The sequence below is a fragment of the Candidatus Berkiella cookevillensis genome (genome assembly GCF_001431315.2).
GTDB classification, from domain to species: Bacteria; Pseudomonadota; Gammaproteobacteria; order Berkiellales; family Berkiellaceae; genus Berkiella_A; species Berkiella_A cookevillensis.
Genome location: NZ_LKHV02000001.1, coordinates 1,462,306 through 1,488,681, shown reverse-complemented (window position 1 = coordinate 1,488,681; position 26,376 = coordinate 1,462,306). Strand labels below are relative to the sequence as shown.

The following is a 26,376-nucleotide window of genomic DNA, read 5'->3' as shown; positions in this document are numbered from 1 at the left end:
CTTTATTCATTATTTTTTTATTTGTTCCGTGAGAAGAGGAGGCATTGGACTGTCTAGACATCCTGAAATCACACGTATTATTTCTGCTTCTTGTATTTTAACATGGTTATCAGATAACACTAATTCAACACAGGAAGAAATTATTTTTTCTTTTAATTCTGGTGTTAATTTATTAAGCTTTTCTAAAGTATTTCTAAATTGAATCGCTTTAAAAGTCTTGATGTTGGGTTTCTCTATAGGTTCAGATAGTAGGATTTTAACAATATTTGTGAAATGTTCATTTCTTTGAGATTCATTGCTATAACTATAATTTGTGACAAAGGCAAACAGAATTGCAATTTCTTCTCGGACTGAATCCAGAGAATAGTATTTAGGTCTATCTGATATGCGTGTACTGTCTGTCAATTTTTTACCGAGAAGTGTGAGCAAGGCAAAACGGAATAATGAGGGCATTAATGTCTGAGAAAGTGCTTCAATGTGATTGTAAATCACATTTCTTTTTTCAAGCGAGTTTTCAGAGAAAGCTGGTAAACTAATATCAAATAATGGTACTAATGTTTCAAGTGGTAAAGGCTTAAGCATTTCATAAATTTCATTGACGGATTCAAGCTCAGCTTTACTTAATGTTTGGCTTAAATATTCTACAATAGGGGTTTTATTTTTATAACGTCGTAGTATTAAGCCATAATATAAATATTCAATTTTTTCTTTATTTCTTGCTCTATCTAACAGAGCTTCTGGCAAGAGATTATGAATATTTTTGGCGTGTTCAAAATGCGCATCTGATGGGTTTCCAATACTGTTTTTCATTATTTCTGCATGTGTATTAGCAGCACCAGCTGTGGCTGCCATGGTATACATGATAGGTGCTAAAACGCTTTCTAAATTTGTTTTTTTTGCCCCTGTAACATCACCGCTTTGCTTTTCTTCTTTTGCAGTATTATCTAAAAGTCCGTATTTCCCATAGGGATCTATTGCTTTAATACGTTGATCAAGAGGGGGATGAGTGGCAAATAAGCTATTAAAAAAGGTGAATGACATAGCTTCGCCAAAGCATAAATGGTTAATGTCTTCAACTTGTGGGCTCTTTAGCTTAGAGCCTTCTTCAAGCATAAGCATACGTTTAAATGCAGAAGCCAATCCTTGTGGGTAGCGGGTGTATTGAACAGAGCAAGCATCCGCCAGTAATTCACGTTGTCTAGAAACAGCAGCTTTAATAATTCTCCCCAAGAAAAGACCTAGATAGCCAAAAACAATCATGACGAGTGCGATTAAGAGTATGATAATAACGCCACCACCGCCTTTACCATCACGGCGCTTAGAGCCAGATGAGTAGCTAGCGTTTCTGAGGACTATTGAACCCACATTACCAATCAATAAAATGCCAGCCAATATTGCCATGAGTCGAATATTAATTTTCATGTCGCCGTTGAAGATATGGCTAAACTCGTGTCCAATAACTGCTTGCAGCTCTTCTCGGTTTAAGTTTTCCAAAGAGCCTTTTGTGACGACCAATACAGTATCTTTGGGAGTAATGCCAGCAACAAAGGCATTAATACCCATTTCTTTATCCATGATGTAAAGAGCAGGCATAGGAACCCCAGAAGCAATGGACATCTCTTCTACAACATGAATAAGGCGTTTCTCATGAAAGTCACTACTGTCTGTAAGGATGCGACGTGCATTTACCATATTGGCAACGCTCGTGCCACCGCCTCTTAGCGCGTACATTTTGAATAAGCTGCCAGACACAATAATGATGGTTAAGGCTAAAGAAATATAAACCCAAAGCGGCTCATTCATCAGCGAGCGTAAGTCAGGCACTTGCTGTGATGTATAATAGAGAATGCCATATACGGCAGCATTCATTGCCAAAATCATGATGAGAAGTGCCAAGATAAAATATAGAATTAATATTTTTGATTTTCTACGTGCTTTATCTTGGTGTTCAAAAAAATTCAAGTTCAGCTCTTATCTCAATTAAAAGATACTTTAATTGGTTTTTTAGCTTCTGGTTCTTCAATTTCATAATGTGTTGCTGCTTGAAATTGAAACATACCGGCAATAATATTTTGAGGAAATTGTTCTCGAGCTGTATTGTAAAGCATAACGGCATCATTGAAAGCTTGTCTTGCAAAACCAACTTTATTTTCAGTTGATGATAATTCTTCCATTAATTGTTGCATGGTTTGATTGGCTTTTAGATCAGGGTAATTTTCTGCTAGTGCGAATAAACGTCCCATAGAGCTTGAAAGAACTGTTTCTGCAGAAATGAGTTTTTTCATTGCATCTGGGTGGCCTGGATCTTTCGCCACAATGGCTTCTGCTGAAGAGGCTTGATTTCGTGCAGTGATGACGGCATCAAGCGTTTCTCTTTCATGCTTCATATAAGCTTTTGTTGTTTCAACTAAATTAGGAATAAGATCATAACGTCTTTGTAATTGTACATCGATCTGCGAGAAAGCATTTTTGAAGCGATTACGAAGTGCAATAAGGCTGTTATAAATAACAACACCATATAATAAAACAACGGCAAATACGCCGACAAAAATGAGAAAAATATTGATTGCTGTCATGACTTTTCCTTTTGAATAAATGCCTTAATCTAATTATATAATATTATCATTTTATAGTTATGCCCCTAGACTAATTAACGAGAGGGATTCTTAAATAAATTTACAGCGCCTTAATTTAAAGCTTCTTGCTGAGTTTAAATCCAACACTACTTAAAGCAAACAACACCAACCCCATGATAATCAGCGATAATGGCCAGCCGATTGAGTCTGCAAAATAGGTGAAAGTAAAGTAACCCAAGAATAAAAAGATAGACACAATACTGACAAACAGCAAAGTGCGACTGTGCGCAAGTGTACTCAGATAAACCAAAAAGCAGCTTGGTAATAAAAAGAGTACATCTATGTTTTGTTCTTCAAGCAGATCAAAGAGTGCAATTAAGGCGCAGCAACTCCCAACAAAATACCAGAAAGGTGTGATTTTGTTAAATTCTGTTTTATCCAGATAAAATGATGCTGCAACATAGCCAATACCAATGAGTGAGAAAGCAATATTTTCATCTATGTGAATTATATTAAAGATGGAGCCTAGAACAAAAAAACAACATGCGATAGCATTAAAGAGTAAAACAGTTCTCTTAATGGCAAAGAAAGTGAATAATTGCTGTAACAGCAATACGCCGGATACAAAGAGCATTGGCTCTTGCCAGCGACCACTGGGTTCATAATATTCACTAAGAAAGATAAGTAGGCCAGCACCTTGCAGCAAAATAGCTAAAATATGAATAGGGGTTATTAACTTAGTTAGATTTTTATTAGACTCGGAGAGTATGGCCATAAGAAATAGAGCAAAACCAGATCCAAGTGCAATAAATACCCTGAAAAAGGGACTCATGTTTTCCCAAAACATAGAGGTATAAGCAATAATTCCGCCCAATAGAAAGACACCACCTAAATAGGCAAGCACACGTGTTAATAAAGTACTTTTAGCTTCTGCTGCTGTGACACTCGATTTATCTGCAATTAAAAAATCATATACTTCTTGGGCAGATAACTCATTTGTGAGTGTAATGTTTTGTATCTCTTGCAGCGCTTTTTTTTTGTCCATTATTGGCTCCCATTGGGGACTATCCAGGCTAAAAATTGAACATAGTTTGATGGATTCTCTTTCTTAATGTTAATGGGAAATTTTTTTCCATCATTTTTAAGATAATATTCATGAGAGAAGCCGGTATGACCACCAAATATAATGCCTGCACTGCCTCCTCGATAACGTGATTCAAAGATAAAGTTATCTGGAGATTTATAGTCTGTACTTAAGCTTGCATTTTTTATGTTAAAAATGAAAGTTTTCTGTTCGTTATCAGGATTAGGCATTGGAGCATGATAAGAAAGCTCATTGGCTGATTGACTTTGCAAATCATACAAATATAGCTTGGGCTGTTGTTTTGGGAGCGGCTGAGGATTGTTTGCTGTTGGGGCGGGGACTTTGGCAGTGATTACATATACAGCATTGTTTTCTAATACAATGCGATTATAGCTATAGTTATTTTCAACGTAAATAAAGTTGTATTGAGGTGGTGGTATATTTCTCTGATGCGCTATGCGTAGTATCCATACGAAGGTTACAATTAATACGGGTAGTGCTACCCCCAATATCAAGAAAATATTATTTTTGATTTTGGTCATATTTTATTCCGATCTTAAATAGTTATCTAACAAAAAATAAAATCGTGCGACAAAACAACAACATCCATAGTATAGTAAAGTCAGACAAAGTATAGTCTTCACACATGAGTTTTTGAGGGGGTTGTCTTCGCCATCTCGCAATCCTCATGTACCAATATGTACACTCTGGTTGCTCGAGGCTCGACGCCTACTCAATAATTCATTTGCTGTGACTATAATAAGAAATTAACGCTTTAACTTTAAACCTTATTTTGGTCTTTATATGATTTACAATAAAATATTTACACCGTTATCTCTTGGTTTTACGGCTTTAAAAAATCGTTTAATCATGGGGTCAATGCACACAGGACTTGAAGAAGAGAAGCAAGGATTCGATAAATTAAGTGTTTTTTATCAAGCGCGTGCTAAAGGTGGGGTAGGGCTTATTGTAACAGGTGGTGTCGCACCGAATAGGGCTGGATGGTTAGCCCCCTTTGCACTTTCTCTCACAAGTACTAAACAGTGCAGCGACCATGCAAAGATAACCGATGCTGTTCATCGTGAGGACGGTAAAATTGCATTACAAATCCTTCATGCAGGGCGCTATGGTTATCATCCATTGTGCGTAGCGCCATCTAGAATCAAATCACCGATCAGTCTATTTACGCCTTGGGCGCTTAGCAAGCGTGGGATAGTTTCAACGATTTCAGATTTTGTGCGTTGTGCAAAATTAGCACAAGCTGCAGGGTATGATGGGATTGAAATTATGGGTTCTGAAGGCTATCTCATTAATCAATTTTTGGCTTCTCATACCAATCGTAGAACAGATGAATGGGGCGGAAGCTTTGAAAATAGAATGCGTTTCCCACTTGAAATTGTAAAAGCAACACGTGAATCGGTGGGTGAAAAATTTATCATTATTTTTAGACTGTCAATGCTGGATTTAATCGAGAAGGGGAGTAGTTGGGAAGAGATTGTTATGCTTGCTCAGGCTTTACAAGCAAATGGCGTTACTATTATCAATACAGGTATTGGTTGGCATGAAGCGCGTATCCCAACCATTGCGCAAGCTGTTCCTCGTGCTGGTTTTGCTTGGGTAACGGAGCGTTTGAAACAGAGTGTTAGCATACCCTTGGTCGCCACAAATAGAATTAATCATCCAGAAGTTGCAGAGAAAATTTTAGAACACAATCAAGCAGATTTAATATCAATGGCACGACCTTTTTTGGCCGACCCAGAATTTGCAAATAAAGCGTTCACAAATCGAACAAAAGAAATAAATATTTGTATTGCCTGCAATCAATCGTGTCTAGATCATGTATTCCAAAAGAAAAGAGCAACTTGCCTTGTTAATCCGATTGCTTGCAGAGAAACTGAATTTAAATTACAAGTTACGCATCACAAAAAACGAATTGCTGTGATTGGTGCAGGGCCTGCAGGATTGGCATTTTCATCTTTTGCTGCTGAAAAAGGGCATAAAGTGACCTTGTTTGAAAAAGCAAATGAGCTGGGTGGGCAATTTAATCTTGCAAAACGAATCCCTGGAAAAGCAGAATTTCAAGAAAGTCTTGATTATTTTAAACAGCGACTTCAAAAAGCCGGTGTGGTTGTTAAACTAAATCAAACCGTACAATTGCCTGATTTACAAAATACAGAATTTGATATCGTAGTAGTCGCAACGGGCATTGTTCCACGTACTCCTTATATTGCTGGTATTGAACATCCCAAAGTTATTTCTTATATTGAGCTGTTAACAGGGCAGAAAAATGTTGGAAACAATATAGCCATTATTGGCGCGGGTGGCATAGGCTTTGATGTAGCTTCTTATTTATTGCATCCTCATGATAAACAAGCAGACGAACATTTTTATCAAGAATGGGGTATTGATAAATCCTATCAACATCGTGGTGGTTTAGCTGCGCACACAAATATAGAAAGTTCACGAAGAATATATCTTTGCCAGCGTAAAAATAGCAAATTAGGACAGAATTTGGGAAAAACCACCGGGTGGATTCATCGAACATCATTAAAACACCATAAAGTGGAAATGTTGGCTGGTGTTGAGTATACAAAAATTGATGATAATGGATTACATATTAAACAAGGTGGCATTGAAAGAGTCTTGTCTGTTGATCATATCATTACCTGTGCTGGACAAATGGCATTGCGTGATTTATATGAACCATTAAAAGAAAAATTTGAAAGCGTTTTTATTATTGGTGGTGCAGATCAAGCATTAGAGTTGGACGCTGCGCGCGCCATCAGGCAAGGGGCAGAATTGGCTGAGACGCTATAAATTAAAAGTTGTATCTTTTGCGTGGTAATCCATCTTAAAATTTTTTTACTATGTGTTCTCCTTAAAGTACTTAAGATAGATTACTTCGCGAAGCTTGCAATCTGAGCGATCCCCATAAAATTTTTATTCGAGAAAATCAGATAATATGTCATGCCAGCGAAGGCTGGCATCCAGTAGCCCAAAAGGCTACCAGGCGCAAAACGCCTGTGGATCCCAGATATTTTGCTTCGCAAAATTCTGGGATGACAACCTAGTGAAAATTCGTGGGGGATTGCTCAGATTGAGAGGGAGTGAAACGACTGTGGCAATCTGGGTATTTCTAGACTGCTTTCTTGTGGACTTCTCGACAGTGATGTGCCAATTAATTCAACTGTTCTACAACATGATCCCAAAAGAGCGCACTGATATTGAGATTAAAGGCTTTATCAATTTCACGTACACAAGTTGGGCTTGTCACATTAATTTCAGTCAAATAATTGCCAATTACGTCTATACCAACAAAGTGTAAGCCTTTTTCTCTTAGGGTGGGTCCAATTTGTTCGCATATCCATCTATCTCTATCTGTTAAGGCTACTGCTATACCAGAGCCGCCAGCGGCTAAATTGCCTCTGATTTCACCTTTAGGTGGGATACGTGCAAGCGCATAATCAATGGGGTAACCATTAATGAGTAAAATTCTTTTATCGCCCTCAGTGATTTCGGGTACAAATTGTTGCACCATAATCGGAGTTGTTTCATTTTTTGTGAGTGTTTCAATAATAACAGACAAATTGAGATCGCTTGCATTGCTGAGAAAGATTTCACGTCCCCCCATCCCATCTAAAGGCTTTAAGACACATTGTGATTGCCTTTGTATAAAGTCTTGTAATTTTGCTTTTTGACTACTAACCATTAAGGCAGGTGTGCAGTGTGGAAAGGTTAAAGCGAATATTTTTTCATTACAGTCACGTAAACTCTGTGGTCTATTAACAATGAGTACACCTTTTTTCTCTACAATCTCTAACAAATAGGTTGTATAAATATATTGCAAATTAAAAGGGGGATCTTTACGCATTAAGATCACATCAAAGCTTGAGAGTGAAAAATCTTTTTCTTCTTGAATACAGTGAATAGCCTCTTCTGGTGCGTTTTTTACAGTAATGCGAAAAACATCGGCCAAAACATCTTCTTGATGATAGTAAAGATGCCTTTGTTCGCAGTAGTAGATCTCATATTTTCGATGTTGTGCCTCTAACATAAAAGCAAAAGAAGTGTCTTTATATAAGTTGAGCGACTCTATTGGATCAATAATAAATAAAATTTTCATTATTGGTTCCTTATGCTTTCAGCTTCATAACAGGTTGCCAAGAGTGCTAGCCTGGCAATGACACTATATACATAAAACTTATTTTGCGAAGCATGCGTACTCATTCGGTTATCAGGGTTGTTGCAACATTCATCAAAAGCTAAAGGTTCAAAATGCATGCCTGGCGCATTTAAGTTTTCCTCTGGGCCTTTATTCATATGCACTCTATAAAAACCACCAACAACATGGTTTCCTATCATATAAACAACAGGCTCAGCAACAGAGTGCTGCTCTCCAACAGTCTCAATGGTGTGCACCCCTTCTTGTATAATCACATGATTAACTGCCTGCCCACCTTTGGATTTTGCCATTTTTTGTCGTTGTTTGCGGTTTAAATTTTTGAGCTCTTCAGAGGATTGTACCATCATGACAGCCATGCCATAGGTGCCTTGATTGGCTTTAATAACAACAAAAGGATTGCGTTCAATGTTATATTCTTTATATTTTTTCCTAATGTTCTGAAACAGTCTTTCTGTTTTTTCAATAAGACATTCTTCGCCTATTTTATCTACGAAATTTATTTCTCCACAATCTTCAAATTCAGGCGTGATATACCATGGATCAACGTCAATAACTTTTGAAAATTCTTCAGTTATTTGTTTATAAAATTCAAAATGCATCGATTTTAATCGATGTTTCCAGCCCAATTGTGGTGGCGGTGTGATTAATTGCTTAGATTGCATAATAATATCAGGTATGCCATCTGAAAGATCATTATTCAAAAGCACCATACAAGCGCGAAAATTTTCAGCAATAATTTTGTCTTGATCAAGCGTAACCGGCATGAGTGTTAGCTGATCTTGCGCTGATACTTGTATTGTAATAGGGGATTTTTCTGCAATCAAAGAGCCTATCTGAATCTCAAAGCCAGCTTTCATTAATAAGTTTGATAAGACAGATAAGCTTTCAAAATAATGCGGGTTACGTGTATGATTTTCTGGAATAATTAATATTTTTTGACATTTTTGATGAAATTTTTCTATTGTGAATTGTAGCGCTTGAATAGCAAGTGGATATGAATCAACACTTAGATTATTAAAGCCGGCCGGAAATAGGTTTGTATCAACGGGAGCTATTTTAAAACCTGCATTACGAATATCTACGGATGAGGTAATGAGCGTGGGCTTATCTTGGAAAGCTTGCCTGAACCACGTTTCAATTTTAACTTGTGCGTCAATAATTCTTTTTTCTAATAATGATAATGGCGCTATGCCGGCTGTGCGTAAATGAGGGACCTGTTGGTGTTCCATAACATCGAATATTTTATACAGTTAAAAAACAAGATTACAACAGAAACGAGAAAAATGTAACTATTTTCTGTTCTTATCAAGCTAACATAGTGATAATGAGAGCTTTTGAAAGGAGCATAAGTAAGCTTAAGATAATTTCAGACGCAATTAATATAAATCATCTATAAAAGTGGTTCTAGAGGCTATTTTAAGATAAAAGATATTGTATCTATCAGCATTTTGCTTTCACACTGCAAGACTGTACATTTTGACAATCGTTACTAAAATTAAATTGTTTTTTTGTTGATTTTACCTTGGAATTTCCATAAGTTGATTTTTAATAGATCGCGAAATTTGATTCATCACATATCAAAACGTATCTATTTGCAAAGCATCAAATATGAAAAAATTAATATTTGAGGCAGAAAGAATTGTTACAAGCAACACAAGGAAAAGTGTCATGATAGGATCAACAAGCTCATCACCTAAAGACGACTTAGAATTGTACAAACATTCTGTATTGAAAATATCAGCAGAAGGACATGAATATAGCTATTCATATCCTTGGCAAGGCCCTCAATCTAGCGCATGGGGTGGTTCTGGATTTGTGGTAAATTTTGAAGGAAAACCTTATATCATTACCAATGCTCATGTATCTGCTGATGCATCACAACTAGAGGTTCGCATTGCAAGTGATGATACCAAATATTTAGCAAAAGTAGTAAATATTGATCATGATTGTGATTTAGCCATGCTGCAGGTAGAAGATGAATCATTCTGGGAAAAAGTAAAACCACTAGAGCTTGGTGGAATGCCAGGTTTACAAGATAAGTTAAAAGTCGTTGGTTTCCCAATGGGGGGAAACGAAATGTGTATTACAAAGGGAATGGTTTCTAGAAGTGAGGTTGGTAGTTATTGCCATTCGGGTGTCGAACTATTACACACACAAGTCACAGCAGAAATTAATCCGGGTAATAGTGGTGGACCGGCTATCTTTGAAAATAAGGTTTTAGGCGTTGCTTTCCAGGGTATTATGTTTGGCGATGGGTTAGGCTACATTATTCCAGCGCCTGTATTAAGGCACTTTATTGCAGATACAGTTCAATCAGATCTCTATAAGGGCTTTCCAAACTTAGAATTCACCTATCAAAAGATGGAAAATAAATATATTCGTGATGAATATGGATTAAATGAAGGGGAAAGTGGTATTCGTGTTAAATCGGTAGACAGACTATCCTCTTGTCATGATTTAATAAAGCCAGATGATATTTTATTAGCTATCGATGGTAAAAAAATCCAAAACGATGGCAATGTTGAGACATCTTTCAGCAATAGAATAAAATTTATACATTTGATCAGAGATAAATCTATTGGTGATTCGATAGAGCTTGATATCCTTAGAAAAGGGGAACGCTTGAGTGTGACAATACCGCTCTTAGATAGAAGTAGTACGACGAAATTGGCGCAAAAAGAGTGGGATAAAGCACCGACTTATTATGTTCATTCTGGCATTGCCTTTGCCCCTGTGACGCATTATGCTTCAAATCATGCACGTTACAGAGCAAAATCTAAAAAGCAACCTGGTGATGAAAAAGTAATGATTCACACCATTTTTGCATCTGAGCACACGCGAGGCTTAGACAAACGCCAAGAAAGAGAAATCATTAAATCTATTAATGGTAAGAAAGTGAGAAATCTAAGAGAGGTGATTGCGGCTTTAGAAGCGCATGATGGGGAACGCCATAAAATTGAAACCAAACAAGGTTCTGTTTTTGTCTTCAAACGAATATCGCCTGAAGAGAATGCAAAAATATTAAGCGCGCAGCGTATTGCTCAAGATCGCTCGGATGATCTCTTAGTTGAGCCTAGCTATAAACCAGGTTGTCCAGAGTATAGGCAGTTCACCCCTGGGTTTAAGAGTTTGTTAGCAAGCAATAGAGCGGATCAATCTGAAGTATTGTCTGTATCATCGTCGTTATTATCTGGTCAAGATGAAAAAACAAGCTTAAAGCGTGCCACAATGCGTTAAATAGTGAGCGAAGGGATTTTTGAAGCTATGTTTCAAAATCCCTTCGAAGTAGACAGTGCTTTGCCAAACAAATCAGATTAGGTTATAGAGGCTATCAAGAAAGAGATGTGATATGATTGTTTCCTATCATTCATAGATATTTTATATATGTTAGTCTTTTAACAATATTGTTTCCTTCTAAATAATGCAAGCTCTTAAACTTATTTCCATCCCTTTAATGCTTTTTTATATGACGGCATCGCAGGCCTATAAAGTCCAAACGGACATATTGGTTGAAGCAAATGCTAAGATGCAAGAACATTTTAAAGACTTCAAAAAAGAGATGGAATTGAATAATCAAAAAATCAAATCCATGAGAGAGATTGAAGAAAAAACAAAGATTGAAAAGGAGCTAATGACTCAGCTTTTGCATGCACAAGGATACTATGCAGCAACCATCGACACGAAAATATATCAAATATCGAAGACTAACGTTAAAGTAAATTTCTTTATTAACCCCAAACAATCTTTTACCATCAGCCATATTTATTTGCAAACGGGAAAAGAGATAAGAGCACCAGACATTAATGTATTAGACATTAAAGTGAACGATCTACTTTTAGCGCAAAAAGTTCTGGATTCAGAAAAAACGCTGTCAAAAAAAGTTGAAGAGTTCAATTGCCTTGCCAATATTAATATATCTCATCAAGCAGTACTTGATTTCAAAGCACATACAGCCGAATTGTACTTTAAGGTTGCAGATTCCCCTCAAGTCGTGTGGGGGAAAACATATATTCAAGGCTTAAAAACCATAAAAGAAAAATATGTGTATAGAGACATTACCTGGGAAGAAGGAGAATGTTTCAAGCCATCTAAAATAAAAAAATTTCGCTCAAAGATGCTGCTAAAGCCAGTATTTGCAGATGCTACAGTTCAGTACTCTGATACACCTATCAATACAAATCAGATCCCCATAACCATCGAATTAACAGAAAAAGTGCATCGAACCATACGTTTAGGGGCTGGCTATCACTCTGATAAAGGGCCAGGGTTTTATGGTAGCTGGGAGCATCGCAATTTTTTCGGTATGGCAGAGCTGCTTAAATTTGAAAGCACTGTTAATCAACGGCTGCAAAATCTTAAGACGACCTATACAGATCTTTTTATGGGTAATAGAAATCAAAGTTTAATCATACAATCTGAATTAAAGCATGAAGATACAAATAAATATGAATCATCCAGTTGGTCGTCTTCTGCAAATATTAGAAAAAGAATGAATAAGCACTGGAGCTTTCAATATGGTATCGGTCACTATTTAACTCAAGTGCGAGAGTTGTCGAAAACAGAAAATTTTGGGCTGTTATATTTGCCTGTTAATTTAAGCTTTGACTCAAGAAATAATATTTTAGATCCTGCTAAAGGATTATATTTTAAATTTGAATCAGCACCTTATTGGGATTTATTTGATACAAGCACTATATTTTATAAGTCCAGAGTAGATGCGAATCATTATTGGGCATTAAATGAAAGTAATTATACTATTTGGGCTGCTAGATGTGCGCTGGGGAGTATTGCGGGATCTTCTCGTGCATTAATCCCTGCTGATTTGCGTTTTTATGCGGGTGGGGGACAATCTGTCCGAGGTTATGAATATCAATCTCTCGGACGATTGGTTGATAATGAAGCGCAAGGTGGTCGTTCTCTCATTGAGCTTTCTACTGAAATCAGGCAGAAAATTACAGATACCTATGGTTTTGTTATTTTCTTAGATGGTGGAAATATCTTTGATCAAAAAATACCTGATTTCAGTTTACCTATTCGATGGGCGGCTGGATTTGGCCTTCGTTATTTTACCAGTTTTGGCCCCTTGCGCTTTGATGTAGGGATGCCGATCCGTAAACGAGAAGGTATAGATGATAGTTATCAAATATATATAAGTATTGGTCAATCTTATTAGAAGCTGCCTCAAATGTTAAAAATTTTAAAAAATATTGCAAAGCTTATTTTCTGGTTGCCCACGAGCATGGCAGTCATTATCCTGCTATTTCTCTTGATTCCTGCCGGTCAAAAAATATTCTTGTCAAGTGCCATTGATTTGTTTAATGATTATTCTGATTATCAAGTTGTTCTCAATAATATAAAAGGTAATTTGCTTTCAGATTTTAGTATTGAAGAACTTTCTTTAAGCCATCATTCCGATGGCCTTTTGTATACAGTGAAAGAATTAAGTGTGATTTGGCAATTACAATCTTTATTTGAAAAGAAAATTCATATCGAAAAATTAAATATACAATCTCTCTTTGTCGCTGATAAAAAAAATAATACAGAAACACCTCCAGAAAAAAGCAATCAATCATTTTCACTGGAATCATTAGTAATTCCACTTGTTATTGAAGAATTGCAAGTTAATATACTCAAAAACCATAAGATTTTTATTGTTGATGGAGATGTGAATCTTATTACTCAAGCGATTCATCTAAAATTATCAGACAGCCATAAAACCACATTGCTTAATTTAAATACACGTGCTGAACAAGAAAAAACAGAGTTCATGCTTTCATTCACAGAAGAAAAGCCTTATCTTTTAGATGAAATATATCCTCTTGATGTCGCTTATTACCCAATAAAATCAACGATAACGGGGGATTTTTCACTCAAAAAAGAGGGCTATTCTTTAAATGTTATGTCTGAAAATACAGAAATTTATCAAGAACAATTCAAGATTGAGGGTGCGCTAAACATTTTTGATAATAAACGAATTGAAATTAAGCAAGTAAAGATAGGTTATAAAGATGGTAATACAATTCTAAGCGGTCTTTATGATGATAACACTTTGGCAATGAAAGCAGATATCCTTCAATTTCCAATACCTGCTTTTCTTTATAATGAAGTTGAACTTTCAAAAGGATTTTTAGACGGGGCTTTGAATATAGAAGGCAATCTGTATGATCCTTTTGTAAAAGGAAGCATCACCTATAATGCTGTTTTAAAGGATACACAGAGATCTTATTTAGCACCTTTTAAAATAGATAATAATTTTTCGATAAAGAAAAAGAATTTAGTTCTAAATGCTAATGTTGAGCTTGATAAAAAAACTGCATTGGGTGTGACACTATCAACACACTTAGCAGATTTTCCTGCCTTTGATATAGAGCAACCACTGAATGCTAAAATTTTAGTAAAATCAAAATTAGAAAATTTACCGCCAATTTTTACATATGATCTAAAAGGTACTTTAAAGGCAGATCTCGTTTTATTGGGTAATTATCCAAAGCCCAATATCACAGGTAATCTATCGATTGATGCTGATTTGAAAAATTTTTCCGTGCCCTCACTGAGTCATGGAGATCTAGAAATTCTGCCAGGCATTGCTGATGCAAAAATACTTGCTAGCGGTAATATTTTTAATCCTAAAATAAATGTTGCAATAAATTATAAAACAAGTCTGAATAAAAACGACAGGTTTTCAGGCTCTGTGATAAATGCAAACGCAAATGCCATTGTCGCTAACAAACAATTAAATATAGAAATGGCGATTAATGCAGATGATAAGCCTACTTTAGAGATTTTTGCCCAGTCTGATTGGGCAAGCCTTATTTCATTTAATGAAAGAAAAGCATTAAATGCAAAAATAAAAATTAAATCCTCATTGGATAATTTGTCTCAAGTCTTTAACAAAAAGTCGTACCAGGTTTCAGGGATTTTAGATTCTGATTTACAGATTTTAGGAACGTATGAGAATCCGCAAATCTTAGGTGATATGCGCATATTGAAGGGATTTTATCATGATCAAAATGTCTCTCTCTCTATTGATAATGTAGATATCTATGCGCTTATTGAAGAAAATCATAAATTAATATTAAAAAAGTGTAAAGCAACCATCAATGATGGAAAATTTGCAGCAAAAGGATATTATAGTTCGGATGCGCAGCAGTTTGATTTTTCTTTAAATGGGGCATCTGCAACTCTCTTGCGATTTTTGCCAATCTCTATATTAAAAGGTAGCGTATCTGCTGAAGGCAATATTTCAGGAACGCATGATAAGCCTAATATGGATATAACGGCTAAAGTGGAAAATTTCTATATCGATAGTGATAGTCTCTTAAATAGGGCGCTTAATTTTAATGTTGATCTTTCATTAAAAGAAGATCTATTGATAGCACATTCTGTTTTAGATGGCCATAGAAGTAAATTGAGTGATATCACTTTTCAAAGTAGCTGGAATGATATTATGCACTTTAATGCAGACAAGCCATTTTTCGCTAAAATCAAATCTCAAACAGATATGAGCGCTATATCACAATTATTGATTTTAGATAAAAAAGAATTTTATGGCACTTTGGAAACCGATCTTCGCTTTGAAGGAACTTTAGAAAAGCCTCAATTATTTGGCTCTTTTAATATAAGCAAAGGTGGTTTTGATGATGAAAATTTTGCAATACATTTGAAAAATATTGATTTAAACGCTGTTGCCAATGGAGATAAGGTTCATCTTCGTAAATTATCTATTCAAGATGATGCTAGAGGTAAAGCTGAATTTAATGGCGTTATTGATTTAGCGAGAGAAGATGTGGCTGGTCTTGCTGTCAATGGCACACTGAACAAAATGAGGCTTTTTAATTCTGATAAATATCAAGGCATCGTAGATGCTAATTTGAAACTAGATGGGAATCTTTTGGCGCCGCGCTTATCTGGAAAAATTGATTTTTCAGAATTAAATATTAAAGTGCCAGATAGTTTTCAAAGTAATGTTCCTGAAATTAATGTTATATCAAAAGCAGATTTTGAAAAATCTTTAAAAAAGAAAAGCGCTTTTGAGATTATGCTGGATTTAGTGGTTGGCATTGATAAGCGGGCTTTTATCAGAGGCAAAGGTTTGGATGCAGAGCTGGGTGGAAAATTGCAAATCACAGGCAGTCATACACAACCTATTTTTCACGGAAAATTACAAGTTTTAAAAGGAAAATATGTTTTTTTAAACAAAAAATTTATTATCACTAAAGGTAATGTGCAGGTTGATAAAGAGGATGTGTATTTAGATTTTAGAGCTGAGTCTAAAGTTAGCAATTTGACAGCCATTGTTGAAATAACTGGCTCACCAGAAAAAGCAAAAATAAAGGTATCCTCAATTCCTGTATTGCCAGAAGATGAAATTATTGCAAAGCTACTCTTTGGTCATGAAATCAAAAAACTGACCCCCATTCAGGCTGTTCGTTTAGCAAGTACATTGAGCAGCTTAAACAATATGCAAAGCCGAGGAGGGAGCTTGGATCTATTAGATAAGACGCGCTCACTCTTAAAGTTTGATCTGCTTGATGTCAACTCAAGTGATACACAGCCGTTTTCTATTGGTGCAGGGAAATATCTTTTTGATAAAGTGTATGTTGGTGGGCAACAAGGCGCAACGCTACAAGATTCAAAATTATCCATTCAGATTGAAGCAACGGACAATATCACCATTGAAAGTAGTGGAGGGCCAGGCACATCTGGAAATGACATTAAAATATTTTGGAAAAAAGATTATTAGATGTCTTAATATGAAAAAAAAACGTGCATGCGCACTAAATAATATTTGAACTCCATGCTTAATTTATAAGTCGAAATATTACTAGGGCACTGTAATATTAGATAGTTAGGAGATCATACATTTTTTTAATGATTCAAAGCTTTATAAACATAACTTAGGTATGTATATGAAAACGCAAAATATCACCTTCTTATTATTGATGGGGCTGTATTTTAATAGTGCAAATGCTGCCTGGAATGATTACTTACCGCAGCCTTTGGTGCGTTCAGACTTGGATATGATGAAAAATATCTCTAGACATGAATTGCCTCAGAAATCGATTGGAGAAGAAATACCTTGGGATAATAAAGAAACAGGATTATCAGGGACAGTTAAGTTAATTCGTGTTTTTAAAATTAATAATCATGCTTGCCACGAGGTAGAGCACAATATACATTTTAAAAATGGAGAGGCCGTAAGATTTGCAGCCACTTTGTGCAAAGATAACGATGATAAAATAGAAATGATGCCTTTTACTTTTCCTAATAAGTAATATAGGCAAAGTGAAAAAATGCTTTTTGCTGACCTACTTACCGACCGCTACGTCCCGCGGCTTGTCCCTGTCTCTTCTATATAAGTTGATATAAGCATAGTAACTGTCTTTTTTTCGTTCGCAAAGCGAACATTTTCTCACTTTTATAAAGGGAGACGCTCGTATAGCATAGCTGTACGAGCAGAGGGATTTAGCTTTTTAAACTTAGCCTCCAGCATAAATCCCCCTTACGCACTTGTCAGTGCGCATCCCCCTTCAAAAAGTGAGATTTTTTATTCGCTACGCTCATCGAGAGTTCTGTTAAAAATATAACTCTGTAGCCTAATCAAAAATGTGACTAAGATTCAAGGACAAGCCGCGGGACGTAGCGGTCGGTAAGTAGGTCAGAAAAATGTCAACAGTCTCTAATATTTTGTAAGTTTTACAAGACTATTTTTTTGATCAATGGTAACTTTGTATTTTTCAAAAAAGGTTCGTCCAATCAACCCATGTGGATTTTCTACTTCACAATTTACTTTTCCAAAAGTTATGTAGGGTGAATTAATGGTGTATTTATCTGAAATAACAATATCACCATACATTTGCGCAAAATATTTTGTTTGCTCATAACCAAGGTAATCATATGCAATTAAATTTTCTCGACCTCTAAAATTTAGCATTTCTGGTATATTACAAGCATTGATGAAAAAATAAGCGCCAAAACCAGTATCTATAATGGCTGTTTGCTCAACATCTTTTTTTAGTTTATCAAATTTAAGTTTAATATTAACAATAGGAACGTCTGAGGTGTGTGCATATGGGATTGTTTCATTAGATTCCTGCAATAAATCCCCATTTTGAATATGTATTTTTTCATTTTTGTAATCAAGCGTGAGCAGTAATCCATAAAAAGCATTCGCACTTAAAACACCATCTACTTTTAGACGCTTTAGATCCTGAACATCATCCTCAAATCCGCTTGAGGCAACCATTCCATAATCTCTGATAACAGCATCACCTATTTGAAGTTTTTCTACCAAATATCGATGTTGAAAAGTATTAACCACTTGTGTAGGAGTGGTTGCTGTTACCTTTTCTGTATCTATTTTTGTGAGTTGAAGTTTCTCTGCTAGTGCCTTAGAAATCATAGAGCGAGAAAAACCTGTGTCAAATAAGAAGTTGTAGGGGCCATGGCCATTTATTTTAATTTTGATAATAGGACTCATTAATCCATTATCGCCAATAGGCGCATTAACTGTCAGATTGTTTTTTATTTCATGGGAGCCTGGTATAAACGTTTTGGTATCATCACGGTAAGTGAAGGTTGCTTTGTTTGTATCGGCAAAGCTATGAGCGCTTATAAATACAGTCGCAATGGTTGTAAGCCTTTGAATAAGCCTGTGCATTATATGGTTCTCAGCGTTTTTCAAAAGTATAGTTTCAAGTCTGATACACCACAAACCAGTAAGTGTATATACAGCAAAAATAAATAAAAAAAATTAGTTGATTTGCTTTCAAAAACTGTTAGAATGCATGCATTACCCGATAAATGGCTGGTTTTTAAAGTTAAGGTGAATCATGGTCAGCAAGACACATTCTGAACTATTAGAGAGATTACAAACAGTTGGTCTTACTTTGTGCGAACTGATTCAGATAGAGTTGATAGGTGGCTCTGTCACCGAAGGCTTTATGAAAACTTTTTTAATCCGCTTGGGCAAAAATTATGAAGATATCGTAAGTGGCCAAACACCCGATTACTTACAAAGATTACAAGAACTTGAATTATTGGGCAAAAACCCTCAAGCAGAATCTCAATTAGATATGTTTGAAATGATGTTGGGTATTTCAAATCCAAATAGGCTAAAAACAGCCAAATAAAGATTTCCTCGTGGTTGATGAAAAATAGGAAAGGCGCAATTTGCGCCTTTTTTATTGTCTTTTAATTACCAATATCTAATTTCCAAAGATCTGCAAATGCATTTTGCATAGAGCATATTTTGTAAAAAAATATGAATATTTCTACGAATATACCAATTATCTGTTTTTTGTTAGCAATCATCAATGTCAATAGCAATTAATGCAATGGCAAAAAACGATCTTAATTTGCTTTAATGCCAGAGCCAAGTTTGCTTTGTGACTTGGTCAGGTATTTTAAATGAATAAAATTAAGGTGTTTTAAATGAAATCTATACATAATTCTTCTGGCGCATCGCAAAAAGTTGATGAAACTCTGTCTCCAGAGTGGAAAAAGTACAATAAACAGATACAAGACATAGAAGAACTATATAAGCTATTAGCAAAATTACCTAAGGGTACATTAGAAAGTGTTGTGCGAGGTAGTAGTTTGTTTGAGCTAGAGTCAGAGTCAAGTCGTGATGGTGCATCTAAAAGAGCAAGAGAAGAATCTCTTAGTGATTTGGCGCAAGCAGAGCCACCTAAGAAAAGAAGAAAGACAGAATTAGATAAGCTTATGATTAATGGAGAACGTACTTTGATATTTAATGAAACAGAATTGCCTAGACGTTCTGAAAGACTAAAAAAAGAAGCGCTTAATGATTCAGGGCAAGATACACCCTTGCAGAAAAACAAAAAGCGAGGCTAATTTACCCATTTAAATGTTTACTGGAGACCTAGTGTCTCCAGCACTCTATATAACTGTTAACAATCATACCTCTTGTCTGTTCTCTACTGCCGACCAGAAATATCAATAGCAATTAATACAATAGAAAATCACAAGCTAAATTTGCTTTAATTCTCCACAAAGTTATTCAAATAATTTTGCGAGGATGAAATGCTAGGATTTTTAAATGAAAATAGTAGAGAAAATATGCTTGCTCTTTGTAACGTCATTCACGAAGGTAATCTAGATGCTCTTAATCAGCTTTTAGAACGCAAAGAAGTGAGAGATGATATCACAATTAATCTTGACATGGTTTTTCATTTCGTTACTTTTAGTTGTAGCAATCTTGCCGTATTTAATCGCCTTTTAAAGTTTAAAATACTACGAAAAATGATTGCAGATCCTAAGCATAGTGCTATTGCTTTTGTGGCAATGCATGGGCATTTGGATATTTTAGAGCGTCTTTTAGAGTTTCCTACAATACGAGTTGGTCTTGCATATTATGATAATCAAGCTCTTTCTTTAGCGGCACAGCATGGGCATCTTGCTATAGTAAAGCGCTTTTTGAAGTTTAAATCAGTGCGAGATAAGGTTACAGATGCTAATAATTCTGCTCTTTCCGGGGCAAGCATGTGCGGTCATATTGAAATTGTAAATTGCCTTTTAAAAATTCCCGCAGTACAAACTCATTTTATACTAGATGCAATGAATGGAAATAATATCTTTTGTTGGTCTGCTCGTAATGGTCATCTTGCTATAGTAAATCGGCTATTAGAGTTTCCTGCCGTGGTAAATAACATCACTGCTGATGATAACGCAGCACTTCGTTGGGCATATTTGAAGGGGTATCATGCTGTAGTGAATCGTCTGATGCAGTTTCCGGCAGTACGTGCCGCCGTATTGGCAGCAGACAATGCAGATGAAAACCTTCGTGCCTTAGCGCAAAACACAGAAAACTCAATGCGCGCATTAAACCTGCAAGAACAAGGCATAGTGAATGCATTGCAAAAGCTGTACCCAGATTTAGACTCAAAAAATATTTCAGCCATAGAAAAAGAATTAAAATCGTTAAGAAATTATCTTGAAAAGGGTTGTAAAGCTAAACGACTGCATTTGATTTTTAGTAGACGTAATTTTCAGTATCAAGTTGATGGTATATATCACCAAGCTTGGCGTTATTTGTTTGCACGTCCAAATTCCTGGATGTCTCCAGAGGCTAATTTTGTAGAGGTTACAGAACAAGGCAGACAATCCTCAATCGCAGAAAAAGATTGGCATTTATTAGCATTAATTTGGCGAGCATTGACTGATAAGAACATTAAGCTGAATGCCGATAATCTTGCCTTAATAGAGAATGCTCAATTAACCAAAGAAGGCCTTGCTAGTTTAGAGCTGATTAGACGCAACTTAATAGAAAGCTTTATATCCACCTTGGCTTTATTGGCTAGAGCACATAATTATGGTGACAATCAAAAAGATAATGGTAAGTTAGATGAACCCAGTTGCAGCATGGGTGTGACTCAGCGCTTGCTCACAGGCCTAATCGGCTTGGAGATAGCAGAAAAGCCAGATACAAGACCCATCGGTGCAGATTATTTGGCTGCGCGCTTCAAAGAACAGTTAATCACGCATGAAGCTAAAGGATTGTTGCCTAAGTTAAAAAACTTAAGCCATGCAGCATTAAAACAGCTTAATGAGCTGTTAGATAAATTTATCATGGAGAATGATGGTTCGGTGCTGGATGAACTAGTATCAATATTGGCATTCGAGTCGCAAGAAGTAGATGCATTTATTGAAGAGGCAAAGAATTATTACGGAGAACTTCGTTTCTTAGCCTTGCACAACCTATCTTACCAAGGAACAGTCTATCAAAATGCAGAAAACCTGATGCGAGGATTGGCTGCTCATCCACACATTGCTTTTGCGAATGAAGTTTTTCAATTTGTTGAGCAAGAGCTTGCACTAAAAGAAAAACAACAAAATGAAGCGGATACAGATGCGGTCATGCTTAAGACTAATGTTTTGCAATTTAGTGAAACAGAATCTAGCAATGCACGCAATCCTGATAAAGCATCTAAGAAAAGAAAAAGAGAAGAAGCCTTTGATGAGGATAGGCAAGAAGAGGAAAATCCAAAGAAAAGAAGAAGGATAGGATAATTTTTAGCATTTCTCTGGGGGCTTTCAAAGCCCCCAGGTTGTTCATCAACAAGAAAAGAAACATATCATTATATGGTATTTACATAAAATGTATCATATTTTTCGCATAATTATACCCACAGCTCACTTCCTTCCCATAATCGTGTCGCGAAGTCAATAGCAATTAATGCTATAGAAAGAATTTCTATTTTAATTTAAATAAAGAGATTCTGGACTCAAAGAATAAAGATAAAGAGATATTTTTTATGCTGGGAAAAATCACATCGATAGAGTTTAAGGAATTTTTATCTGCAATCAAAAAAGGTAATTTGTATAAAGTTAAGCAGCAGCTAGAAAATAATGCATTAAAAAACAAAATTGCATCTAAAAACAATAAGGCACTTTGTACCGCTATTCAGAATGAACACATTCATATAATTGAATATCTTTTAACATTTGGAGGTGTTAAGAATGCAGTTGGAGGCAGCGGTAATTATGCGCTTTGTTTGGCTATTGAGAAAGGAAATCTTGGTATAATTGAATTTTTGTTGGAGTTTGATGGTGTAAAAAATAATGTTGCAATTAACGACAACATATTGCTTATGACTGCTGTTTTGCATGGGCGTTTGGATGTGGTGAACTGTCTTTTGAAATTTCCAGAAGTAACAAAAAATATCACTGCCGGTAATAACCGTGCTTTACAAACAGCATATAAATTTAGATATGATGCAATTGTAAAACGCTTAATGGAATTTGATGAAGTACGCGCGGTAGTAGCAGCATTGCCCCCCCAAAAAGAACGTATAAAGTCTTATGTTTTAGCCGCATGTAAAAAAGAGCCTTCTTCTAAGGATTTATGGGGAGCAGTAATAGCAGCTATGTCACTCAACTCTTTAAAAAGCTACCTTGAAACAAGCCTTGCGGCTCAAGGTTTGAGCTTAAAGATGAGGGATGGAGATGAATTAAATTCTCCGCTCTTAAATACACACCACCAAGTTTATCGATATTTATTTGGAGATCCTAATTTCTGGATGTCTCCAGGCGCTAATTTTGTAAAAAATACAGCGCAAGGCAGACGGTCTTCAATTACAGAGAAAGATTTGCATTTGTTAGGGCATATATGGCGTGCCATCTGTGAAGGGCATATTAACTATAATGAGGCTTGTGTCGCCCTCATGCAGAAAAACCAGCTAGCAAAAAATGGCGGGAATAATTCTTTAAAAGAAAATTTTTTATTAAATCTGGTTGTTTTAGCTAGAAAGCATAATTTTAATAATGGTATTGATGATGGTGGGCTAGACAAGCCAGGTTGCAGCATGCTTGTACAAGAACACTTGTTAGTATGCTTGAGTGGTTTGAAGATAATAAAAAATGAATGTACAAGTTTCATAGGGGAAGTTTTTTTAGGCGGTAATCTCTATGCAAAAGATATTTTGCAATTTGTTGAGCCAGAAATATCTCCAAAAATTGATATAGACGTTGCCATGCATGAGAGCCGCGTTTTGCAATTTAGTCAAACAGAATCAAGTAATGCACGTAATCCTAAACCTTTGGCAGAGCCTTTTGGTGATATGCAGTTAGATTCTAATGAATCAAAGCATTTAAATATTCATTTCTCGAAACCTTAATTTGTTCCTCATGAAATTTAGGTTTTTGAAGAAAGATATAAATGATGAGGATAGGTGAGAAGAGGAGTATCCAAAGAAGAATAGGATAATCTTTGTCAATAGCAGTTGTTGCTATAGCAAACAATAACATTGCTTTGTTTTAATCAAAAAATTTTTTTTATTTAAAAGGTAAAAGAATGTTTGGCTCGTCTGATGAAACAAAAATATATATTAATGATTTTTATGCAGCCCTTCAAAAAGGATGCTTAGAAGATATTAATAAATTTTTAGAGCATGAGGTGATACAGGTTTATCTTGTAACTAAAGGCCACTATCCTCTTTGCAGTGCTATTTGTATGAGGCGTCTTGATATAGTAAACCGATTTTTAGAGTCTCAGTCGGTGGTCAATAACATTATAGTGGATGTATTGAGATAATGAACCGTCTTTTAGAATTTCCGGCAGTGGCAAGGGAGGTTGCGAACAATAAAAATAGCGCTTTACTTTGGGCGGCTCATAGTGGCCACTTTGATATAGTGAAGCGCTTTCTAGAATTTCCTGAAGTAGCAGATGAGATTACATCCTGGTACAACGACGCTTTACGCTTGGCTGATAATAATCGCCACCTTGATATAGTAGAGCTTCTTCAAAAATTTAATATTGAACGAGCGGCTGTATCAGAAGAAAGCCTTAAAAATTACTGAGTACTTTGTCTGACGAAAAAATGTAAGAGAGTTGCCATTTGCAGCGGGAGGATTTTTAAAGCAAATATTTTAAAAAATTTATCTGCTCACCAACTCTTCTTAAGAATACTTCAATAATCATACCTATTTTCACCATAATATATACCCAATTTTTGTCCATCACGACCATGTGACGATGTCAATAGTAATTAATGCTATAGAAAGAATTTCTATTTTAATTTAAATAAAGAGGTTCTAACAAAAAATATTATCATTGAAAAATATAAGGTGTTGATAATGCTGGATTCATTTACTCTCACACAAAAAAATGATCAGCTTTATGAAGCAATCAGCAAAGGATCTTTAGACGATGTTGAGCGTCTTTTAGAAGATGAGATGGTTCAAAATTCTACTTTAATCAGAAATGGTGACGCTCTTTATAGAGCCGTGTGCAAGGGGCATCTTGATATATTTTATCGCCTTTTAAAAATGCAAAGCGTTCAAAATAGCGCTGATTCAAAAAATAATCAAACGCTTTGTGCAGCTGCTAGGAAAGGCCATACTGAAATGGTTAATCATCTTTTAGAGATCGATAAAGTTGCAGAGATGTTTGCTACCGAAAATAATCAAGCGTTCTGTATGGCAGCTGAAAATGATCATATTGATATTGTAAATCGTTTTTTGAAATTCAAGGAGGTAGAGCGCGATATTGCAGCAAATAAGAATGAAGCATTTTGCCTTGCTGTTGAAAGCGGATGCCTGTCTGTAGTGATTCGTCTTTTAGAGTATCCAGATGTTAGAAATAATATTACACAATACCATAATGACACTTTTTTAGTAGCATACTATAACGAATATTATGATGTCATCGCATATCTGATGCAGTTTGATGAAGTCCGTAGAGCCATATTAGCAGCAGACAATACAGATGAAGATCTTCGTGCTTTAGCGCGAGGTAAAGAAAACGCAATACAAGCACTGAAACAGAAAAATTTGCAATTTATTAGCCAAACCAAATCAAGCAATACGCGTAATCCTGATAGAACATCTAGCACAAAAAAGCATTTTGAAATAGATTTTTATACAGCAATTCAAAATGGCGATCTGTTTAAGGTTGAGGATCATTTAACCAACAATAGCGTCGTCCGTGATAACATCACTACAAACAATGAAAGAGCATTTCTCGATGCGGTTGAATATGGGCATCTTAATGTAGTCGAGCGTCTTTTAGCGTTTAAGGAAGTACAAGATAACATTGCCGTTTATGGTACCGCAGCACTTTTTGTTGCAGCTCAAAATGGCAATCTTGATATCGTTAATCGTCTTTTAAAATTTAAGACAGTAAAAGATAACATTTCTGCCGAGAATAACAAAGCATTTCGCCGGGCAGCTCAATATGGTCGTATTGATGTTGTTAATCGCCTTTTAGAATTTAAGGCAGTAAAAGATAACATTGCTGTCAAAGATAACGCAGCACTTCGTTTGTCTGCTCGCAATAACCATCTTAATGTAGTCGATCGCCTTTTAGAGTTTAAGACAATAAGAGATGACATTGCTGCCAGGAACAATGAAGCATTTCGCTGTTTTGCTCACAATGGCGATCTTGCTACAGTCAATCGTCTTTTAAGATTTGAGGCAGTAAAAGATAATATTTCTGCAGAGGATAACAAAGCACTTTGCTGGTCTGCTCGCAATGGTCATCTTGATGTCGTAAACCGTCTTTTAGAGTTCCCAGCAGTGATAGACAAGATCACCATCAATAATAATAAGGCACTTCGTTCAGCAGCTGCAAATGGTCATCATGCTGTAGTCTCTCGTCTGATAGAGATTGATGCGGTGCGTGCCGCATTGTTGCGTACCGGAAGATTGGTAGAAGACAATCTATATAAAAATCTTTGTGCTTTAGCGCAAGATAAAGAAAACTCAATACAAGCACTGAAACAGCAAGGTTTGCAATTTAGTACGACAGAATCAAGCAATTCGCGTAACCCTGATTCTTTGACAGAGCGTTTTGGTGATATGCAGTTAGGCTTTGCTGAGCCAACAATGTTTCAAAATGATATAGATGTTGCCATGCATGAGAGCAGCATTTTGCAATTTAGTAAAAGAAAATCAAACAATACGCCTAATCCTGAGCCTTTAGCAGAGCGTTTTAGTGATATGCAACTAGAATCTAGTGAATTAGAGTCTTCGAATATTCGTCTCCGAAAACCTTAATCTATTCTTAAGAAGAT

The 26,376-nt window shown here is 35.8% G+C and carries 18 protein-coding genes; 11 read left to right on the top strand and 7 right to left on the bottom strand.

Going from position 1 to position 26,376, the window contains the following annotated elements; genetic code table 11:
* Nucleotides 1-9 precede the first annotated feature (9 nt).
* The 4 genes from CC99x_RS06300 to CC99x_RS06285 all read right to left on the bottom strand — a co-directional run bounded on the left by CC99x_RS06300 (nt 10) and on the right by CC99x_RS06285 (nt 4,202).
* Nucleotides 10-1,962 (bottom strand): M48 family metallopeptidase, encoded by a 1,953-nt coding sequence (locus tag CC99x_RS06300; RefSeq protein ID WP_057622571.1) that lies wholly within the window; start codon nt 1,960-1,962, stop codon nt 10-12.
* A gap of 14 nt (nt 1,963-1,976) precedes the next feature.
* Complete coding sequence (locus CC99x_RS06295; RefSeq protein ID WP_057622572.1) at nt 1,977-2,576, bottom strand: LemA family protein; 600 nt, start codon at nt 2,574-2,576, stop codon at nt 1,977-1,979.
* A 115-nt stretch (nt 2,577-2,691) separates the two neighbouring features.
* A complete protein-coding gene (locus CC99x_RS06290; RefSeq protein ID WP_057622575.1) occupies nt 2,692-3,621 on the bottom strand; it encodes a DUF2157 domain-containing protein in 930 nt (309 codons plus the stop codon).
* Complete coding sequence (locus tag CC99x_RS06285; RefSeq protein ID WP_057622578.1) at nt 3,621-4,202, bottom strand: hypothetical protein; 582 nt, start codon at nt 4,200-4,202, stop codon at nt 3,621-3,623. The genes CC99x_RS06290 and CC99x_RS06285 overlap by 1 nt, the downstream gene beginning before the upstream one ends.
* Before the next feature lie 262 nt (nt 4,203-4,464).
* Between CC99x_RS06285 and CC99x_RS06280 the strand changes: the two genes are divergently transcribed.
* The gene (locus CC99x_RS06280; protein WP_057622580.1) at nt 4,465-6,477 is read left to right on the top strand and encodes an NADPH-dependent 2,4-dienoyl-CoA reductase; all 2,013 of its coding nucleotides are present in this window, start codon (nt 4,465-4,467) and stop codon (nt 6,475-6,477) included.
* Between the two features lie 361 nt (nt 6,478-6,838).
* On the opposite strand, the gene gshB is transcribed toward CC99x_RS06280, so the two are convergent.
* Together gshB and gshA are read right to left on the bottom strand one after the other, a co-directional pair.
* Nucleotides 6,839-7,783 (bottom strand): glutathione synthase, encoded by a 945-nt coding sequence (gene gshB, locus CC99x_RS06275; RefSeq protein WP_057622582.1) that lies wholly within the window; start codon nt 7,781-7,783, stop codon nt 6,839-6,841.
* Nucleotides 7,783-9,072 (bottom strand): glutamate--cysteine ligase, encoded by a 1,290-nt coding sequence (gene gshA, locus CC99x_RS06270; protein ID WP_057622583.1) that lies wholly within the window; start codon nt 9,070-9,072, stop codon nt 7,783-7,785. The genes gshB and gshA overlap by 1 nt, the downstream gene beginning before the upstream one ends.
* Before the next feature lie 439 nt (nt 9,073-9,511).
* Here gshA and CC99x_RS06265 point away from each other — a divergent pair, with 439 nt between their 5' ends.
* From CC99x_RS06265 to CC99x_RS06250, 4 genes are all read left to right on the top strand, one after another.
* On the top strand, nt 9,512-11,080 hold the full coding sequence (locus CC99x_RS06265; protein ID WP_158003177.1) for a S1C family serine protease: 1,569 nt from the start codon (nt 9,512-9,514) through the stop codon (nt 11,078-11,080).
* 229 nt (nt 11,081-11,309) lie between these two features.
* Nucleotides 11,310-13,016 (top strand): autotransporter assembly complex protein TamA, encoded by a 1,707-nt coding sequence (locus tag CC99x_RS06260; protein ID WP_057622587.1) that lies wholly within the window; start codon nt 11,310-11,312, stop codon nt 13,014-13,016.
* Between the two features lie 12 nt (nt 13,017-13,028).
* Nucleotides 13,029-16,586 carry a translocation/assembly module TamB domain-containing protein gene (locus CC99x_RS06255; RefSeq protein ID WP_057622589.1) on the top strand — a complete coding sequence of 1,186 codons (3,558 nt, stop codon included), beginning with the start codon at nt 13,029-13,031 and terminating at the stop codon, nt 16,584-16,586.
* Nucleotides 16,587-16,752: 166 nt separating this feature from the next.
* Nucleotides 16,753-17,118 carry an RT0821/Lpp0805 family surface protein gene (locus CC99x_RS06250; RefSeq protein WP_057622592.1) on the top strand — a complete coding sequence of 122 codons (366 nt, stop codon included), beginning with the start codon at nt 16,753-16,755 and terminating at the stop codon, nt 17,116-17,118.
* Between the two features lie 404 nt (nt 17,119-17,522).
* Here the strand turns inward: CC99x_RS06250 and CC99x_RS06245 are convergent, their stop codons facing one another.
* Nucleotides 17,523-18,503 carry a retropepsin-like aspartic protease gene (locus CC99x_RS06245; RefSeq protein WP_057622594.1) on the bottom strand — a complete coding sequence of 327 codons (981 nt, stop codon included), beginning with the start codon at nt 18,501-18,503 and terminating at the stop codon, nt 17,523-17,525.
* Between the two features lie 172 nt (nt 18,504-18,675).
* Between CC99x_RS06245 and CC99x_RS06240 the strand changes: the two genes are divergently transcribed.
* The 6 genes from CC99x_RS06240 (at nt 18,676) to CC99x_RS06215 (ending at nt 26,359) form a co-directional block, all read left to right on the top strand.
* Nucleotides 18,676-18,975, top strand: a complete 300-nt coding sequence (locus CC99x_RS06240; RefSeq protein WP_057622596.1) for a hypothetical protein — start codon at nt 18,676-18,678, stop codon at nt 18,973-18,975.
* A gap of 301 nt (nt 18,976-19,276) precedes the next feature.
* Nucleotides 19,277-19,699, top strand: a complete 423-nt coding sequence (locus CC99x_RS06235; protein WP_057622598.1) for a hypothetical protein — start codon at nt 19,277-19,279, stop codon at nt 19,697-19,699.
* Nucleotides 19,700-19,888: 189 nt separating this feature from the next.
* Nucleotides 19,889-21,874: an ankyrin repeat domain-containing protein gene (locus CC99x_RS06230; protein ID WP_057622602.1), complete on the top strand. Its 1,986-nt coding sequence runs from the start codon at nt 19,889-19,891 to the stop codon at nt 21,872-21,874.
* Between the two features lie 245 nt (nt 21,875-22,119).
* Nucleotides 22,120-23,481: an ankyrin repeat domain-containing protein gene (locus CC99x_RS06225; RefSeq protein ID WP_057622604.1), complete on the top strand. Its 1,362-nt coding sequence runs from the start codon at nt 22,120-22,122 to the stop codon at nt 23,479-23,481.
* Nucleotides 23,482-23,887: 406 nt separating this feature from the next.
* A complete protein-coding gene (locus CC99x_RS06220; protein WP_320416228.1) occupies nt 23,888-24,163 on the top strand; it encodes an ankyrin repeat domain-containing protein in 276 nt (91 codons plus the stop codon).
* A 276-nt stretch (nt 24,164-24,439) separates the two neighbouring features.
* The gene (locus CC99x_RS06215) at nt 24,440-26,359 is read left to right on the top strand and encodes an ankyrin repeat domain-containing protein (RefSeq protein ID WP_057622610.1); all 1,920 of its coding nucleotides are present in this window, start codon (nt 24,440-24,442) and stop codon (nt 26,357-26,359) included.
* Nucleotides 26,360-26,376: the final 17 nt, after the last annotated feature.